This window comes from Halomonas sp. CH40, assembly GCA_041875495.1.
Taxonomy (GTDB): Bacteria; Pseudomonadota; Gammaproteobacteria; order Pseudomonadales; family Halomonadaceae; genus Vreelandella.
This window is the reverse complement of record CP112982.1, coordinates 1-16,557: the sequence shown is the minus strand read 5'-3', so window position 1 is coordinate 16,557 and position 16,557 is coordinate 1. Positions and strand designations below refer to the sequence as shown.

Below are 16,557 nucleotides of genomic sequence, written 5' to 3'. Positions count from 1 at the left end.
GCCGGATAAAAATGCTTAAAATATATTGCTGCCTGGATAATTAAAATATGGAATCACCGAAAATTATAGTCATTAGCCTGAAGCGAGCGACCGAAAGACGACAATCAATTGAGCAACAATTTTTTGAATTGAAGTTGCCTTTTAGCTTTTTAGATGCAATCGATGGAAAGCAGGGTCACGAGCTCTTTACCAAATATGATGCTGATAAGGCGAGACGCATCGGCGAAATTCCTCTGACAACAGGTCACTTAGGTTGTTATGCAAGCCATTTTATTGTCTGGCAGCACTGCGTCGAAGCAGGGAAGCCAGTGATTGTTCTCGAAGATGATGCCATGATCTTTCCAGAACCATTTTTGAAATTTGTGGAACAGTCTTCCAATCTCCCGCAGGAGATTGAATGTGTCAGGTTGTTCAAGAACAAGTCCCGAAACAAAAAAAGCTGGCAGGTTTTCGAGCAAGAGGATATCTCTATAGCCAAGTTTCTAAGAGGCCATAAAAGTGCTACTGGTTATTACCTCACTCCATCTGCTGCACGGAAGTTTCTGAAGTATAGTGAACGCTGGGTAGAGCCTGTAGATATAGAGATGGATCAATTCTGGGCAAATGGCGTTGAATGCTACGGAGTGCTTGAACCCTGCCTTACTCACAACCCCAAGTTTGACTCCGCTATAGATTCTGGTATTGATACTTCTCAGGCAAGGCGTGGATTAATGCGTCTACGTTGGCGTTGGTACCTTCTGAAAGGCAAGTTTAATCGAGAACTCCATAACTATATGTTCAAAGCTAGAATGCAAAAGTAGCCTTAGACACTGAAATTTTGACGTGAAGATATATATACAGGTGGTTTTTTTAATGGTGAGTGCTCCTTCCTATCTATCGACAACAACGCCTCAGCAGTGCTTCAAACTTGGCCAGTTTGCGTAAGAATCGATAGCGCCGCAGAGGATCATAGATCCACGGCGACTTGAGCGTTTCATCAGTAACGGTGAGAAAATCTTCAGCAATCGGAACCTTGCTTGTCGGATGTTGGCGAAGTTTCTTGGTAGATTCAGCATCCATAATATTAAAAGGGTAAAACCCCGCCTTGTTGATAATTTCCGCCAACTGAAAGGTAAAGCTTTTCTTTTTGTTACGATATGCAGGAGGATTAGGCAGCCACATGGCAAAAGGGGCTCGTAGATAACCCATTTCAAGAAAATGCGCCTTTGCCTGTTTTTCGTTTTCAAACTCTCCTGAAATAAATTGCCAGTTAGCCTTACGCAAGCGCTCACTTCGGGTAATCGAGATATCTGAATAGTAGACGCCAGCAACCTGTTTGCGGCTACTGTGTTCACAGACAAAAACGTCACGGTCTGGATAATAAACAAAACGCTCGAGTGTGCGCTTACGTGTGATGGCTTTCTGAAAAACCGGCGCCAGGAATCCAGCGGTGGGAAATTTTTCAAAATAGTTTTCCATCAAGCGGATATCTTCTGCCTCAATCCGACGCACCAACTGGGTGTCGTCCTGAAGAAAACAGATTAGTTCATCGCCGTCAACGGAGTCGAGGGCACGCTGCATATTAGTATAAAGTGCACCGTGCTGGTTTTCAGAACCCTTGTCGTCTCGGCGTCTGACGTCATGACGTGTTTCGATGTCATTAAGGACTTGTCGAGTTTCAGGGTCGTTGCTGGCATCGTCATAAACGATAATTTGAGAATCGGGCGCACAAATCTCAATGGATTCAATACAGTTTCTCAGATGAGGGCCGCGGTTATATGAAAATACAAAAAAAATCAATGTCAAACTCCAGTCGTATAAAAGGCCTAATGTTGCTGAATGCCGTGATCTGTGCGCTTTATACCGGTTTTTTCAACCTTAAGACGATGCTGCTTGTTGGCAATGACAATATCAGGGTCTACATAGCCTCTGGCATGATCCAAGTGTATAACCACAGCGTTGTAGCGAACATGTTTTGGCTTGATACCGGCATTGACAAGCCGGACGCCAAACTCTCTGTCCTCACCGCCATAGGCCATGGTTTCGTCAAAACCATTAACCATCAGAATATCTTTTTTCCAGGCAGAACCGTTAGACCCCTTGAAACGGCAACGTGTGGGGGTCAGCGTATTAAACAGACGTGCCTGCCAGTGGTTAGCCGTTAACTTTACGTTCTTGTAGGATGTTGCCAACCCTTTAGATTTAAGCCACTTCAGATCAAAACAGAGCCCGGACAGAATATCGTCTTTGGTTATTGCCTCGCTGGTCGCCATAGGAAGCTTGTGGTAACCGCCTGACAGATAATATCCAGGCGCCGCTTGGCTTGCATGAACACTGAGAAAATCCCTGCGCGGAATGCAGTCCCCATCGCTGAACACTATATAGTCGTAAGCCGATGCTATTACTGCGCTGTTGAGGATGCGGCACTTTTGAAAGCCGTTATCCGGATGCCAAACATGTTGAATGCTCATGGATGTGTTCTTACAAAAGCGGTCAATCAATTGACGCGTTTCATTGCCTGACCCGTCGTCGGCGATAATAATTTCGAAATCTTGATGTGACTGTACGCTATAACCCCAAAGAACTTTTTCCAACCACCTTGGCGAGTTATAGGTACTGATAACGACAGAAAGCTTCATGAACAATCACTATAGAGTTAACAAATCAAACACGATAAAAATCGCGGTACCAGGCCACGAAATTCGCCACACCGTCCTCGACTCGGGTGGCAGGCTGGTAACCAAACTGTTCGACCAAATCCTCCACATCAGCGTAGGTATCCGGTACATCGCCAGGCTGCATGGGCAGCAACTGTTTATTGGCGTTAATACCCAGCGCACGCTCAAGGGCTGCAATATAATCCATCAGGATAACAGGCTCCTGATTTCCGATATTATAAAGACGCCAAGGAGCCATACTGGTGGCAGGGTCTGGTGATTGACCTGACCACTGCGGATTCGGTTGCGCAGGCTTTTCCAGTACGCGAATAATGCCTTCCACAATGTCATCAATATAGGTGAAATCGCGCCGATGCTGACCAAAGTGATACACCGGGATGGTTTCTCCCGCCAAAATCGCCCGAGTAAACTTGAAAAGGGCCATATCAGGGCGCCCCCATGGGCCATAGACAGTAAAGAAGCGCAGGCCTGTGGTCGGGATGCCATAAAGGTGGCTGTAGCTGTGTGCCATGGCTTCATTAGCTTTCTTGGTCGCTGCGTAAAGGCTGATCGGGTGGTCGACAGTGTGATGGGTAGAAAATGGCATCTGCTCATTGGCGCCATATACACTGGAACTGCTGGCGTAAACCAGGTGTTCAACAACCTGCTGTCGGCACCCTTCGAGGATATTGCCAAACCCAATCAGATTGCTGTCAATATAGGAAGCAGGATTCTCGAGCGAGTAGCGTACACCTACCTGGGCGGCCAGATGGACGACACGACTGAAAGAGTGTCGCCGAAATACGTCTGCCATGGCTTCTCGGTCTGCCACGTCAACGCGCAAATGTTCATAACCGCTATGGGCAGCAAAGCGTGACACCCGTGCTTCTTTCAGTTCAGGGTCGTAATACGCATTATGGTTGTCCAGACCGACAACTCTCTCGCCATTTTCAAGCAAACGCTTCACGACTGCAGAACCGATAAATCCTGCCGCGCCAGTCACCAGAGTAGTCAAATGGATGCTCCACAAACGTTAATGAAAAAATAGCTCAAACGAGCACATGCAGGCCTTATAATTCTTGCATAATCGACCGTTGTCAGCACTTCTCTTCTTTCATGATAAGCGCATTCAGGCATACCCGGCGATGTCGATTGGCCCCTATGGCCCCATTTTTTCAGGCAAATACTCAAAGTAAATTCATTGATCCGGTGCTGTGTGGGTGATCCACAATTTTATGTGGATCACTTATGCTTTAGCGCACTTATCTAGGGCGACTGAACCATCAAGGCAGCAAGCACCCGCCATCGCCCATCTGGCCCTTTCTCATGATAAGCTTTCACTGTATTCAACAACAGCGCCGTGAGAAAGCATTGACTGGCGCTGAACAGCCTTTTGAATCACTGTTGTGTAGGAGCCTCATGCCCCGATTCAAGCTTCCGCCGCCTGGTACCTGGTTACCACTCGTCATTATCGGTGTCGGGCTGGGCTATGCGATTGCCATATTGACCCGGCTCCCCTGGTGGTCGTTTGCGTTTATAGCCATCGCCTTTGTCTGGCTTGGCCGCCGCCTGGGTAGCGGGCAGCCACGCTATCGCCGCTATCGCAAGCTAACCCCCTGGTCATTGCTACCGCTGTGCCTTTGGGGCTTGTACATTTACCTGGCTGACAGTTTTGGTGATGTTGATATCGGGGCTGTTTTTTACCACCTTCAGGCGGGCATGGAAGACCACGGCGGGTCCGGGCGGCTAGTGGCGGCGGTTCTTTACACCCTGATCATGCTGGCAATGCTGATCTCAATCACCTGGCTGGCACGCAATGACTGGCGCTGGCGACGCTCGGAGCCTTTCCTTGCCGTATTATTGATGGCAACTAACCCCCTGCTTTACAGCCTGGGGCAGCGCAGCGCGGTAGTAGTGGCGGATGATCATGGCTGGCTGGACAGACGTTATGTCACGCCAGACATTGCTTCTCAATCTTCCCCTCCCAACCTGCTGGTGCTGTATCTGGAAAGCATTGAGCGCACCTATAGTCATCCTGCCTTTGGTGATGCCTATGCAGATCTCGACCATCTGGGCGAGCAGGGCCTGGTATTTGAAGGTGTTAAGCAGCTTGATAATACCGGCTGGACCATGGCCGGTATGATTGCCAGCCAGTGCGGCGCCCCCTTGATGCCTGCCGGGCTTTTGCATGATCGCCAGTTTGAGCCGCTTTCATCCGTGGTGCCAGGCGTTGAATGCCTGGGTGACCTGCTCAGTGCGCAGGGCTATCAGCTGAGCTTTCTGGGCGGTGCCAGCACCGAGTTCGCCGGTAAAGGGCGTTTTTATCGCGACCATGGATTTGAGCATGTCTACGGCCTGCAAGCTCTGCAGACTCAGCTGGAAGATCCTGAATACGTCAATGACTGGGGGCTTTATGATGACACCCTTTATGATTTGACGCTGAAAGAAATCGAGCGCCTGGATCGCCAATCGGATAGCCCCTGGGGGGTCGTTAACCTGAGCATTACCGGTCATGCGCCCAACGGCTATCCCGCCCAGCGCTGCGTTGAGCGGCAAGGCGAGTGGGATGAGGTCGATATTCTGTATTCAGTAGAGTGCTCGGCCTGGCTGGCGCGCGACCTTATCGAACGCCTGGAAGAACGCGACCTGCTTGAGAATACCGTGGTGGCGATTCTCAGTGATCACCTCACCATGCGCGTTTCAGTATGGGATGAGCTGACCACTCTGGATAGGGACAATACCTTTATTCTGCTAGGTAGCGATCAAGCGCCCCAGCGCATCACACGCAGCGCCTCGACCATGGATGTTTTTCCAACTCTGCTGGACGCGCTTGGCTATACGCCGCACAACTCACGGGCAGGTCTGGGGGTTTCGCTACTCAGCGATTCGGAAACCCTGATAGAGCGCCATGGTGTTGCAGCTATCAATGAGCGCTTACACGCAGAAAGCGAACTGCAGCAGCGCCTGTGGGAGGGGTTGGCTCCTCAGCGGACTTCAGAACCTGAGAGTCTCCCGGATACAGAGTCACAAATACTTGAAACCCCGCAGGACACTACAGAAGAACACCCTATTGCGCATTGAGTTTCAGTGGACGTGGCGTTGACCTGATAGCCGCATAGACACCCTCGACATCCAGTTTATTCAGGCAATTTGTGTGGCCCAGCGGGCATTCACGCTGAAAGCAGGGAGAGCATTCCAGCGCTAGATAGTGAATCTGTGCGTTGGCAGTCAACGGTGGCGTGTAGGCAGGTGATGAAGAACCATAAACAGCATGTACCCGAGTACCTACTGCAGCGGCAACGTGCATCAGCCCCGAATCGTTGGTCACCACTTGGCCACAATCCGCCAACAGATCAACGGCATCCGCCAGGCCTGTCTTGCCACACAGATTATGGGTATGCAGCAACCCTTCGGCAATCACATCACCGGCATCCTGATCCTTGGGGCCACCGAAGATACGTACCTCATAGCCGTCACTCATTAGGCGCTCAGCCAGCTGATGAAAATAGGTTAGCGGCCACTGCTTGGCAGGGCCATACTCGGCGCCTGGCATCAGGCCGACCGCGGGTCGGGAAGACAGGTGGTGAGCAATACGCAGATTGACCAGATTATCGCGATCAATCATCAGGCGGGGACGTGGAATGGCAAACTGCCCCGCGCTGGCTTCGTCTTCTGACAACCCTAGCGATACAAAACGCTTCACCGTCTGGTCAAGCACCTGTTTATCGAGTTTGCGGCGCTCTTTCAGCAAGCCATAGCGCTGCTCGCCAAGAAAGCCGACACGCTCAGGAATACGCGCAAGAAAAGGCACCAGGGCTGCTTTCCAGGAACGCGGCAGCACAATGGCACGATCGTAACGCCCTTTAAGCTTACCGGCCAGCTCCCGACGCGTTTTGATGCCGAACTCGCCATGCCCAACGCCCAATGGCAACACCTCATCCACTTCCGGCATGCGCGCCAGAATCGGCTGGAACCAGGCCGGTGCCACCACGCCCAGCATAGCTTCAGGATTACGCTGTTTCAGGGTGATAAACAGACTCTGGGCCATGACCATGTCCCCCACCCAGGAGGGGCCAATTACCAGTAGCCGCTTGGCGGACTCATTCATTCATAACGCTCACTGTGGTACGAAAGGGTTAAAGCATAGCTTTGCTGGATAGTAATGGATACTCCATGCGCCTATAACCTGCCTGCTTGTGATTGTATACTTGACGCTCTGTGAATTCATGGCCAATGGTGCTTTTCCCGATGAGTGATTCAACCCCAAGCGCGGCACCTGATGTGTCGACCTTTCAAGGATTAATCCTTGCCCTGCAGCAATATTGGGCAGAGCAAGGTTGTGTTGTGCTACAGCCACTGGATATGGAAGTTGGCGCGGGTACCTTTCATCCGGCCACCTTTTTGCGCTCCATTGGTCCTGAAACCTGGAATGCAGCCTATGTTCAGCCGTCACGCCGCCCCACCGATGGCCGCTATGGCGAAAACCCGAACCGCCTGCAGCATTACTACCAGTTCCAGGTGGTAATGAAACCATCACCGGCCAACTTCCAGGAGCTTTACCTGGGCTCGTTGAAGCGCCTGGGGCTTGACCCTCTGGTGCATGATATCCGCTTTGTCGAAGACAACTGGGAATCCCCTACTCTGGGCGCCTGGGGCCTGGGCTGGGAAATCTGGCTGAACGGCATGGAAGTTACCCAGTTTACCTATTTCCAGCAGGCAGGCGGCATTGAGTGTTTCCCGGTCACCGGTGAGCTGACCTACGGTATTGAGCGGATTGCCATGTACCTGCAGGACGTGGACAGCGTCTATGATCTGGTGTGGACCGTCGCACCGGATGGCAGCAAGGTCACCTATGGCGACGTTTACCTTCAGAACGAGCGCGAGCAATCCACCTACAATTTCGAACATGCCGACGTTGAGCAACTGTTCAAGGCCTTTGATCATCAGGAGCAGGAGTGCGGCAAGCTGCTTGATGCCAAGCTACCGCTGCCCGCTTACGAACAGGTGCTGAAAGCGTCTCACACCTTCAACCTGCTGGACGCCCGTCACGCCATCTCAGTGACCGAGCGTCAGCGCTTTATCCTGCGAGTACGTACCATGGCTCGCAATGTTGCCCATTCTTATTATGACTCACGCAAAGCCGAAGGTTTCCCCATGGCGCCAGAGGCCTTACGGCGTGAACTCTTGGCCGATCAGGGAGACGCATAATGGCTGTTAATACGCTTCTATTGGAACTCGGCGCAGAAGAGCTTCCGCCCTCGGCGTTGGATACGCTGTCAGATGCCTTTGCCAATGGCATTCAGCGCGGCCTGGAAGAAGCCGGCGTCACCTTTGATAACGTCACCGCCTATGCCAGCCCGCGCCGCCTGGCCGTCCAGGTGCGCGAACTGGCTGATAAACAGCCAGACCGCAACGTGGAGCGCCGCGGGCCAGCCCTGGCCGCTGCCTTCAAGGATGGTCAACCTACCAAGGCCGCTGAGGGCTTCGCCCGCTCCTGCGGTGTTACGGTGGATCAACTGATCCACCTGGAAACCGATAAAGGCACCTGGCTGGGTTATCACGAACAGCAAGCCGGTGAGACCATTCAGGCCTTGTTGCCTGAGATTGTGCGCAAGGCCATTGGCGGGCTACCCGTGCCCAAGAACATGCGCTGGGGTGCCTCACGGGTTGAATTCTCCCGCCCGGTTCACTGGCTGGTCGCCCTGTATGGCAGCGATGTCATTGCCGCTGAAGTCCTGGGCCTGGAAGCTAGCCGCACCACCTTCGGCCACCGCTTCCACGCCCCGGATGCCATTCAGTTGGCCCATGCAGATGACTACCTGGCAGCGCTTGAAGACGCCTATGTACTGGCCAACCGCGACAGGCGCCGCGAGCGTATTCGTGAACAGGTTCTGTCTGAGGCGGAAGTTCAGGAAGCAACCGCCGTGATTGACGAGTCACTGCTGGCAGAGGTCAGTGGCTTGGTAGAGTGGCCCGTCGCCCTGACAGGCAGCTTCGATGAGCGTTTCCTGGAAGTACCTGCCGAATGCCTGATTTCTTCGATGAAAGCCAACCAGAAGTACTTCCATCTGGTAGATGACAGCGGCCAGCTCAAGCCGCTGTTTATCACCATTTCTAACATTGAGAGCCAGGATCCGGATCAGGTTATCCAGGGCAACGAAAAGGTCATTCGGCCTCGCCTGGCCGATGCTGCCTTCTTCTACGAAACAGACCGTAAGCGCACCCTGGCCAGCCGCATTCCCATGCTGGAAAGCGTTGTGTTTCAGCAGAAGCTGGGCACCCTGGCGGATAAGGCACGCCGTACAAGCACCATTGCCCAACTGATTGCCAATCAGATTGGCGGTGATCCGGCTTTGGCCCAACGCGCCGCCGAACTTGCCAAGTGTGACCTGGTCACTGAAATGGTACTGGAATTCCCTGAACTGCAGGGCATCATGGGCCACTATTATGCCAAACAGGATGGCGAACCCCACGAAGTCGCAACGGCGCTGGAAGAACAGTATCTGCCCCGCTTTGCCGCCGATGATATTCCACATACCGCGACCGGCAAGGCGCTGGCGCTTGCTGACCGTCTGGATACCCTGGTAGGTATTTTTGGGATTGGCCAACGCCCGACCGGCGCCAAAGATCCCTTCGCTCTGCGCCGTGCCTCCATAGGCGTGCTCAACATCCTGATCAAGGGCGAGCTGAATCTGGATTTGCGCGAGCTGTTGGCTTGTGCCGCTGAGCAACATCGTGACCTACCCAAAACAGATAGCTTGGTAGAGGATGTGTTGACCTATGTAATGGATCGCTTCCGTGCCTGGGGTCAGGAAGAAGGCATCAGCGCTGAAATGTACCTTGCTGTTCGTGCCCGTCCGGTTACCAAGCCCTTGGATTTTGCCCGCCGCCTGCGTGCGGTAAAAGCCTTTGCCCAGCGTGAAGAAGCAGCCGCCCTCGCCGCTGCCAACAAGCGTGTTTCCAACATCTTAACCAAGCAGTCCCATGATGGTGGCGCCCAGGTAGATGCCAGCCTGTTGAGTGAAGAGGCTGAAAAGAATCTTTACCATGAAATTACCAATCGGCGGGAAAGTGTTGCTCCGCTGTTTGCAGGTGGTCATTACATGGAAGCTCTCGACACCTTGGCAACACTACGCCAGCCGATTGATGACTTCTTTGATCAGGTAATGGTGATGGCGGACGATACTGCCGTGCGTAACAATCGCCTGGCATTGTTGGCCAGCCTGCAGGCGTTATTCCTTGAAGTTGCCGATATTTCTGAACTTCCTCAGTAATACGCGGACGCATGAAGTTTATATATGCTAATCGAAAACCCGGCTATGCCGGGTTTTTTATGTCTTACTCACTGACGATGTTTCACGTGAAACACAGAGCTACGCCATGTCGATTTCTGCGCAAAAACTGATCATTCTCGACCGGGATGGTGTCATCAACTCAGAACAGGCAAAGGAAAACGCCGCTGAACTCAATGGTTCAGCGGCGTTTTTGATAGCATAACCTGCTTTAGATCAGAGAGGCGGAAGGTGTTTCACGTGAAACATCTTTTGCTTTCTCAGTTTCATTACCGATTATATATCAAGGTTAGCAACAAGCGCGTTGGTTTCAATAAAGTCGCGCCGTGGCTCAACGTCATCGCCCATCAGAGTATTGAACATCATATCGGCGGCAACAGCATCCTCAATGGTCACCCTGAGCATACGGCGACTGTCCGGATCCATCGTGGTTTCCCACAGCTGATCCGGGTTCATCTCGCCCAACCCTTTATAACGCTGCACAGAAAGCCCCCTCTGCCCTTCCTGCATCAGCCAGCTCAACACGTCAGCAAACTGCTTGACAGGCTTCTGGCGCTCACCGCGAGCGATATAGGCGCTCTCTTCCAGCAAACCATTCAGAGTTTCACCCAAAGCCACCATGGCGCGATAATCGGCGCTTTCGAAGAAATCCAGCCCCCACATATAATCCGTGGTCACACCATGAGCAAGCAAAGACACGGTCGGCAGATAGAGACCGCGCTCAGTATCTTCCTTCAGGTGGAAGTGGTAGCGCGGCCCACCTTCATAAGCAACCTGATCATCCATGGCTTTCTGCAATTCTGCAATCCAGTTCTGCATGGTCAGGTTATCTTTCAGGCTTTCTTCACCCATAAGCCCGGATGCATGCACCACCTGCTTGAGCACCTCAAGGGGGTAAACCCGTGACAGGCGATCAATACGCTTCATCACACCACGATATTGGGTCACCAGGGCTTCTAGCTGAGAACCGGCAATGCCAGGCGCATCCGCATTAACATGCAGGCGAGCGCCATCTAACGCGGTGGATGTCAGGTAGTCCACCATGGCCTGTTCATCTTTAAGGTAAAGCTCCTGCTTGCCACGCTTGATTTTGTACAGCGGCGGCTGGGCGATAAACACATGGCCGCGCTCAATCAGCTCCGGCATTTGCCGAAAGAAAAACGTCAGCAACAGGGTACGAATATGTGAGCCGTCCACGTCCGCATCGGTCATGATAATAATTGAGTGGTAGCGCAGCTTATCCGGGTTAAATTCCTCCCGTCCAATGCCACAGCCTAACGCCGTAATCAGTGTTCCCACTTCAGCTGAAGACAGCATCTTATCAAAGCGTGCCTTTTCGACGTTGAGGATTTTACCCTTCAGCGGCAATATTGCCTGTGTCCGGCGGTCACGCCCCTGCTTGGCACTTCCTCCAGCAGAATCACCCTCTACCAGATAGAGCTCAGAAAAACTGGGATCCTTTTCCTGACAGTCGGCCAACTTGCCGGGTAAACCTGCAATATCCAGGGCGCCTTTTCTACGCGTCATATCGCGCGCTTTGCGCGCGGCTTCACGAGCGCGGGCAGCATCCAACATCTTGTTAACGATGGACTTGGCTTCGTTAGGCTTTTCAATCAGATACTCAGAAAACAACCGACCCATCTCCTGCTCGACGGCTGTTTTAACTTCACTGGATACCAGTTTTTCTTTGGTCTGGGATGAGAACTTGGGGTCAGGCACCTTAACGGAAATAATCGCCGTCAAGCCTTCACGCGCATCATCACCAGAGGTGTTCACCTTGGATTTCTTGAGCAGACCTTCTGCTTCAATATAGTGGTTCAGCGTGCGCGTTAATGCAGCACGAAAACCTGCCAGGTGGGTTCCCCCATCGCGCTGAGGGATGTTATTGGTGTAGCAGAAAATATTCTCGGTAAAGGTATCGCTCCACTGCATGGCAACCTCCACCTCAACACCATCTTCGCGCACGGCATTGAAATGGAACACAGGGTTGAGCACAGTCTTTTTACTGTTGAGGTGGTCAACAAAAGCTTTAAGGCCGCCTTCATAGTGGAAAAGCTCTTCTTTACCACTACGCTCATCCATCAACCGAATGGCAACACCTGAATTCAGGAATGACAGTTCACGCAAACGCTTGGCGAGTATGTCGTAGTGAAACTCGATATTGGCAAACGTATCCGGTGAAGGCCGGAAATGCACCTTGGTGCCACTTTGCTCCGTTTTACCCACAACGGAAAGCGGCGCCTGAGGCACACCGTGCTGATAAATCTGCTCGAAAACTTCGCCCTGACGCCAGATCGTCAGGCGCAACTCAGATGAGAGTGCGTTGACAACCGACACCCCAACACCGTGCAGACCACCCGAGACCTTGTAGGAGTTATCATCAAATTTACCACCGGCGTGAAGCACCGTCATGATGACTTCTGCGGCTGACACCCCTTCTTCTTCATGCAGCTCGGTGGGTATGCCACGCCCATTATCGCTAACGCTGATAGATTCATCGGGGTGGATAATAACGCGAATTTCGCTGCAGTGACCTGCCAAGGCTTCATCGATGGAATTATCCACCAACTCGAACACCATATGGTGCAGCCCTGTCCCGTCATCTGTGTCGCCAATATACATCCCTGGACGTTTGCGAACTGCGTCCAGCCCCTTGAGCACTTTGATACTTGATGAATCGTAAGCCTGCTCGCTCATTGACCACTCCATCGTGAAGTCTGTCTTGTCCGTATCGCCTACCCGCCTGGTACCACTTTTTGCTTAGTGTTGCACGACTCTTGCAAAGCTCACTGCCCAGTTTCTTTTAACTGGCTTAACAGTGGCTGCACTCCCCCATCCTGCTCAACATGTTTCACGTGAAACATCTTCACTTCAGTACCGGAAAGCCATCGACTCTGTAGGGCGGTTGGTTCGACGCTCGTTATAAAAGCCTGACATTGAATAGATTCAAGAAGGTGACAAAACCGCTGGCGATGCTGTTCATCCAGCTCAGCTGGCAAGTCATCAATCAGGTACACGCAATGTCTGTTAGCTGTGCTTTCCAGAAATCGGCCTTGTGCCAGTTTTAGGGCACTCACTACCAATTTTTGCTGACCTCTGGAAAGCACCTCAACAGCTGGCTGCTTGTTGACCTTAATTCTCAGGTCAGCGCGCTGCGGGCCTTGTTGAGTAAACCCCATCTGCTCATCCGTTGCGCGGCTTGCTGCCAAGACGTCCGCCAAGGGGCGATTCTTATCCCAGCCTCGCGCATAGTGAAGCGTCAGCCCTTGTAACGATAATAATGATTGCAACGTTTCTTCAAACACCGGCAGAAAGTTACTAAACCATTCTCGGCGTTGCTGGTCGATTCTTTCACCGCTATTTGCCAGTTCCTGTTCCCATATCTCAATCTCGGCAGGGGATATTCTACCACGCCTGAGAAGAGCATTCCGATGTTTCAGCGCCCGCCTCGTCCGCTTCCAGACGCTAAAGAACTCATGTTTCACGTGAAACACTCCCCAATCCAAAAACTCTCTACGGCCAGAAGGCGGGCCTTCAAGCAGGCGAAAAGCATCCGGATTAATTAATTGCAGCGGCATCATTTCAGCAAGCTCGACCAGGCGAACCTGCTTTTGGCTTTTAATACGCAGCTCCAATTCGCGCTGTTCACGTAGACGACGGACACCCAGAGTGGTGGCTTGCTCATCATCAAGCCTTGCAAACAACGTCATCTCGGAGGCACCCTGCTGAATAACATTCTTTAATTGACGGGTACGAAATGAACGCCCCAATCCAAGAATATTAATGCCTTCAAGCAAGCTGGTTTTACCGCTTCCATTGGCACCGCTAATAATATTGATGCGGCTTGAGGGAGAGACCTGAGTTGGCTGGAGGTTTCGTATCCCCTGAAAATTGAGCTGTTGGATGCTCATTGGAGACGCAACCCTGTCGAGGTGCTATTCACGGATATAAAAACATAGACGGCAGCCACCGGGAAAGAGTGGCGCCGCCTGATCAGACATACAATGCTGGCAGAAAAAGCCGTCACACCAACCACTACAACCGCATTGGCATAACAACATACAAGGCATCACCACCACCAGGCTCTTCCATCAAAGCACTGCTATTGGAATTTGCCAGCGTCATTTGCATGCGATCTTCATTCAACACCGAGAGCACGTCGACGAGATAACCGACATTAAAACCGATTTCCATCGCGGCGCCATTGTATTCAACCGCAATATTTTCCTCGGCTTCTTCCTGCTCAGGATTATTTGCCATGACCTTGAGGTTGCCGGGTTCCAGATAGAGCCGCACGCCTCGATATTTCTCGTTGGACAGAATGGCTGTACGCGACAGCATCTGGCGCAGATCAGCGCGCTCAGCAAGCAATACCTTGTCGCCGTTACGCGGCACAACCCGTTCATAATCAGGAAACTTGCCATCAATCAACTTGGACGTAAAGGTGAAGTCACCGGTATGTACACGTACATGGGTTGAGCCTAACGTCAAGCTGACTGGTTCGTCGCTGTCATCCAGCAGGCGAGATAACTCAAGAATACCTTTACGCGGCACAATCAACTTTTGTGATTGCTCAACAACAACCTCTACTGAACGTGAACACATTGCCAGACGGTGCCCGTCAGTGGCGACAGCGCGCAGCAGGTTGGTCTGAATTTCCAGTAACAGGCCGTTCAGATAGTAGCGTACATCCTGCTGGGCCATGGCAAACGCCGTCGAGTCGATCAGGTGCTTGAGCGTTCCCCTGGGGACGCTTAATTCCTGCCCCCCTTCAGCTTCTTCGATACTCGGAAATTCAGCGGCGGGAAGCGTAGAAAGTGTAAAGCGCGAACGACCACTACGTAATACCGCACGACCCTCTTCAACGGCCAGCTGAATCTCTGCCTGTTCGGGCAGCGATTTACAGATATCCATCAACTTACGGGCAGGTACAGTAGCGGCTCCTTCCTGCTCTACAGCGCTGGCAACCGTGCGTCCTATCAGTTCAACCTCAAGGTCTGTGCCGGTCAAGGCGACCTGGTCGCCTTCAATTTCAATGAGTACATTCGAGAGCACAGGTAGCGTTTGCCGACGTTCGACCACGCCGGCTACCAGTGTCAGTGGACGCAGCAACGCCTCTCGGGAAATGGAAAATTTCATCAACGCTCCAGATTAGTCGGTAATTAGCTGGTCAGCAGACGCAACAGATTCTTGTAGTCCTCACGAATATCCGCATTTTCTTCCTGCAGGGCTTTTACCTTGCGGCAGGCGTGCAACACAGTGGTGTGGTCACGTCCACCAAAGGCGTCGCCAATCTCTGGCAAGCTGTGATTGGTAAGCTCTTTGGCAAGTGCCATTGCCACCTGACGCGGCCTTGCAACAGAACGTGAACGCCTTTTGGAAAGCAGATCAGCGACCTTGATCTTGTAATATTCTGCCACTGTACGCTGAATATTATCCACACCCACCTGTTTATCCTGCAGGGCCAAGAGGTCTTTCAGCGACTCACGAATGAAATCCTGAGTGATGGGTTTGCCCATGAAGTGGGAGTCGGCAATCACCTTTTTCAGGGCACCTTCCAACTCACGGACATTGGAGCGGATTTTCTGAGCAATAAAGAACGCCGCATCATGGGGAAGATCCACTTTGGATTGATCGGCTTTCTTCATCAGAATGGCCACGCGAGTTTCAAGCTCAGGTGGTTCAATCGCCACCGTCAGCCCCCAACCAAAACGTGATTTCAAACGCTCTTCAACGCCACTGATCTCTTTCGGATAGCGGTCAGAGGTAAGGATCATCTGCTGCCCACCTTCCAGCAGGGCATTAAACGTATGGAAAAACTCTTCCTGAGAACGCTCTTTACCAGCAAAGAATTGAATATCATCAATCAACAGGGCATCAACACTACGGTAAAAACGCTTGAAGTCATTGATGGCATTCAATTGCAGGGCTTTTACCATATCCGCTACAAAACGCTCTGAGTGCAAATACACCACGCGCGCATTTTCCCGCCGCTCTGCCAGCGCATTGCCCACCGCATGCATCAGGTGGGTCTTACCCAATCCCACACCACCATATAAAAACAACGGGTTATAAGCCCCACCGGGGTTTTCTGATACCTGACGTGATGCGGCCCGCGCCAATTGGTTGGATTTACCTTCAACGAAGGTTTCAAAAGTGAAGTTAGGATTAAGGCCACTGGTGTGTTTCAGACTGCCTTCGACCTGCACCTGACGCTCACCGGAGCGTTTAGACGCAGATTCCTCACGCAGTTGATCAATTTCACGATCATCGTTCATATGAGTGCGTGAAGGTGTACTGACAGCCGGTGACGGCGACCTGTTGGCTGAGGCTGAAACGGGGGTTCCCAGCTGACGCGGCTGCGGTGCAGGAGCAGCCACGCGGCGGCTACCGACTGTCAGGCTTACCTTGGGAGGCTTTGCCGGTGAGAGCTCTCTGACCAACTCGCTGATTCGTTTGGCATATTTATCATTTACCCAATCACGTACAAAACGGTTAGGCGCTAAAAGACACAGCTCATTGGACTCGCCTTCTTCGGCCTGAAGAGGACGTATCCAAGTATTGAACTGCTGCGAATTCAGCTCGTCCTGCAGATAATCGAGGCATTGCTGCCAAAGCGCGAGAGACAC

Annotated in this window: 12 protein-coding genes; 4 read left to right on the top strand and 8 right to left on the bottom strand. The window is 52.1% G+C overall.

Annotated elements, in window-relative coordinates; genetic code table 11:
- Nucleotides 1–47 precede the first annotated feature (47 nt).
- A complete protein-coding gene (locus OR573_00060; GenBank protein ID XGA80098.1) occupies nucleotides 48–800 on the top strand; it encodes a glycosyltransferase family 25 protein in 753 nt (250 codons plus the stop codon).
- A 73-nt stretch (nucleotides 801–873) separates the two neighbouring features.
- Here the strand turns inward: OR573_00060 and OR573_00055 are convergent, their stop codons facing one another.
- The 3 genes from OR573_00055 to OR573_00045 are packed head-to-tail and all read right to left on the bottom strand — an operon-like array spanning nucleotide 874 to nucleotide 3,651.
- On the bottom strand, nucleotides 874–1,779 hold the full coding sequence (locus OR573_00055; GenBank protein ID XGA80097.1) for a glycosyltransferase family 2 protein: 906 nt from the start codon (nucleotides 1,777–1,779) through the stop codon (nucleotides 874–876).
- Nucleotides 1,780–1,805: 26 nt separating this feature from the next.
- Nucleotides 1,806–2,618, bottom strand: coding sequence for a glycosyltransferase family 2 protein (locus tag OR573_00050; GenBank protein ID XGA80096.1), 813 nt, complete (start codon nucleotides 2,616–2,618; stop codon nucleotides 1,806–1,808).
- 25 nt (nucleotides 2,619–2,643) lie between these two features.
- On the bottom strand, nucleotides 2,644–3,651 hold the full coding sequence (locus tag OR573_00045; protein ID XGA80095.1) for an NAD-dependent epimerase: 1,008 nt from the start codon (nucleotides 3,649–3,651) through the stop codon (nucleotides 2,644–2,646).
- Between the two features lie 404 nt (nucleotides 3,652–4,055).
- On the opposite strand from OR573_00045, the gene OR573_00040 reads away from it, so the two are divergent.
- Nucleotides 4,056–5,717, top strand: a complete 1,662-nt coding sequence (locus OR573_00040; protein XGA80094.1) for a sulfatase-like hydrolase/transferase — start codon at nucleotides 4,056–4,058, stop codon at nucleotides 5,715–5,717.
- Here OR573_00040 and waaF read toward each other — a convergent pair.
- The gene (waaF, locus tag OR573_00035; protein ID XGA80093.1) at nucleotides 5,704–6,744 is read right to left on the bottom strand and encodes a lipopolysaccharide heptosyltransferase II; all 1,041 of its coding nucleotides are present in this window, start codon (nucleotides 6,742–6,744) and stop codon (nucleotides 5,704–5,706) included. The genes OR573_00040 and waaF overlap by 14 nt on opposite strands.
- A 140-nt stretch (nucleotides 6,745–6,884) precedes the next feature.
- Between waaF and glyQ the strand changes: the two genes are divergently transcribed.
- Complete coding sequence (gene glyQ / locus OR573_00030; GenBank protein ID XGA80092.1) at nucleotides 6,885–7,844, top strand: glycine--tRNA ligase subunit alpha; 960 nt, start codon at nucleotides 6,885–6,887, stop codon at nucleotides 7,842–7,844.
- Nucleotides 7,844–9,910 carry a glycine--tRNA ligase subunit beta gene (glyS, locus tag OR573_00025; protein ID XGA80091.1) on the top strand — a complete coding sequence of 689 codons (2,067 nt, stop codon included), beginning with the start codon at nucleotides 7,844–7,846 and terminating at the stop codon, nucleotides 9,908–9,910. The genes glyQ and glyS overlap by 1 nt, the downstream gene beginning before the upstream one ends.
- A 294-nt stretch (nucleotides 9,911–10,204) precedes the next feature.
- Here the strand turns inward: glyS and gyrB are convergent, their stop codons facing one another.
- The 4 genes from gyrB to dnaA form a co-directional block, all read right to left on the bottom strand.
- Nucleotides 10,205–12,625, bottom strand: a complete 2,421-nt coding sequence (gene gyrB / locus OR573_00020) for a DNA topoisomerase (ATP-hydrolyzing) subunit B (GenBank protein ID XGA80090.1) — start codon at nucleotides 12,623–12,625, stop codon at nucleotides 10,205–10,207.
- A gap of 89 nt (nucleotides 12,626–12,714) precedes the next feature.
- Nucleotides 12,715–13,839 carry a DNA replication/repair protein RecF gene (gene recF / locus OR573_00015; protein XGA80089.1) on the bottom strand — a complete coding sequence of 375 codons (1,125 nt, stop codon included), beginning with the start codon at nucleotides 13,837–13,839 and terminating at the stop codon, nucleotides 12,715–12,717.
- A 124-nt stretch (nucleotides 13,840–13,963) separates the two neighbouring features.
- Nucleotides 13,964–15,067 carry a DNA polymerase III subunit beta gene (gene dnaN / locus OR573_00010; protein XGA80088.1) on the bottom strand — a complete coding sequence of 368 codons (1,104 nt, stop codon included), beginning with the start codon at nucleotides 15,065–15,067 and terminating at the stop codon, nucleotides 13,964–13,966.
- Between the two features lie 23 nt (nucleotides 15,068–15,090).
- Entirely contained in the window at nucleotides 15,091–16,557 is a 1,467-nt protein-coding gene (gene dnaA, locus OR573_00005) for a chromosomal replication initiator protein DnaA (protein XGA80087.1), read from the bottom strand.

Coding starts and splice junctions, on each gene's coding strand:
- OR573_00060 (XGA80098.1), top strand. CDS start 48: ATGGAATCACCGAAAATTATAGTCATTAGCCTGAAGCGAGCGACCGAA.
- OR573_00050 (XGA80096.1), bottom strand. CDS start 2,618: ATGAAGCTTTCTGTCGTTATCAGTACCTATAACTCGCCAAGGTGGTTG.
- OR573_00040 (XGA80094.1), top strand. CDS start 4,056: ATGCCCCGATTCAAGCTTCCGCCGCCTGGTACCTGGTTACCACTCGTC.
- waaF (XGA80093.1), bottom strand. CDS start 6,744: ATGAATGAGTCCGCCAAGCGGCTACTGGTAATTGGCCCCTCCTGGGTG.
- glyQ (XGA80092.1), top strand. CDS start 6,885: ATGAGTGATTCAACCCCAAGCGCGGCACCTGATGTGTCGACCTTTCAA.
- glyS (XGA80091.1), top strand. CDS start 7,844: ATGGCTGTTAATACGCTTCTATTGGAACTCGGCGCAGAAGAGCTTCCG.
- gyrB (XGA80090.1), bottom strand. CDS start 12,625: ATGAGCGAGCAGGCTTACGATTCATCAAGTATCAAAGTGCTCAAGGGG.
- recF (XGA80089.1), bottom strand. CDS start 13,839: ATGAGCATCCAACAGCTCAATTTTCAGGGGATACGAAACCTCCAGCCA.
- dnaN (XGA80088.1), bottom strand. CDS start 15,067: ATGAAATTTTCCATTTCCCGAGAGGCGTTGCTGCGTCCACTGACACTG.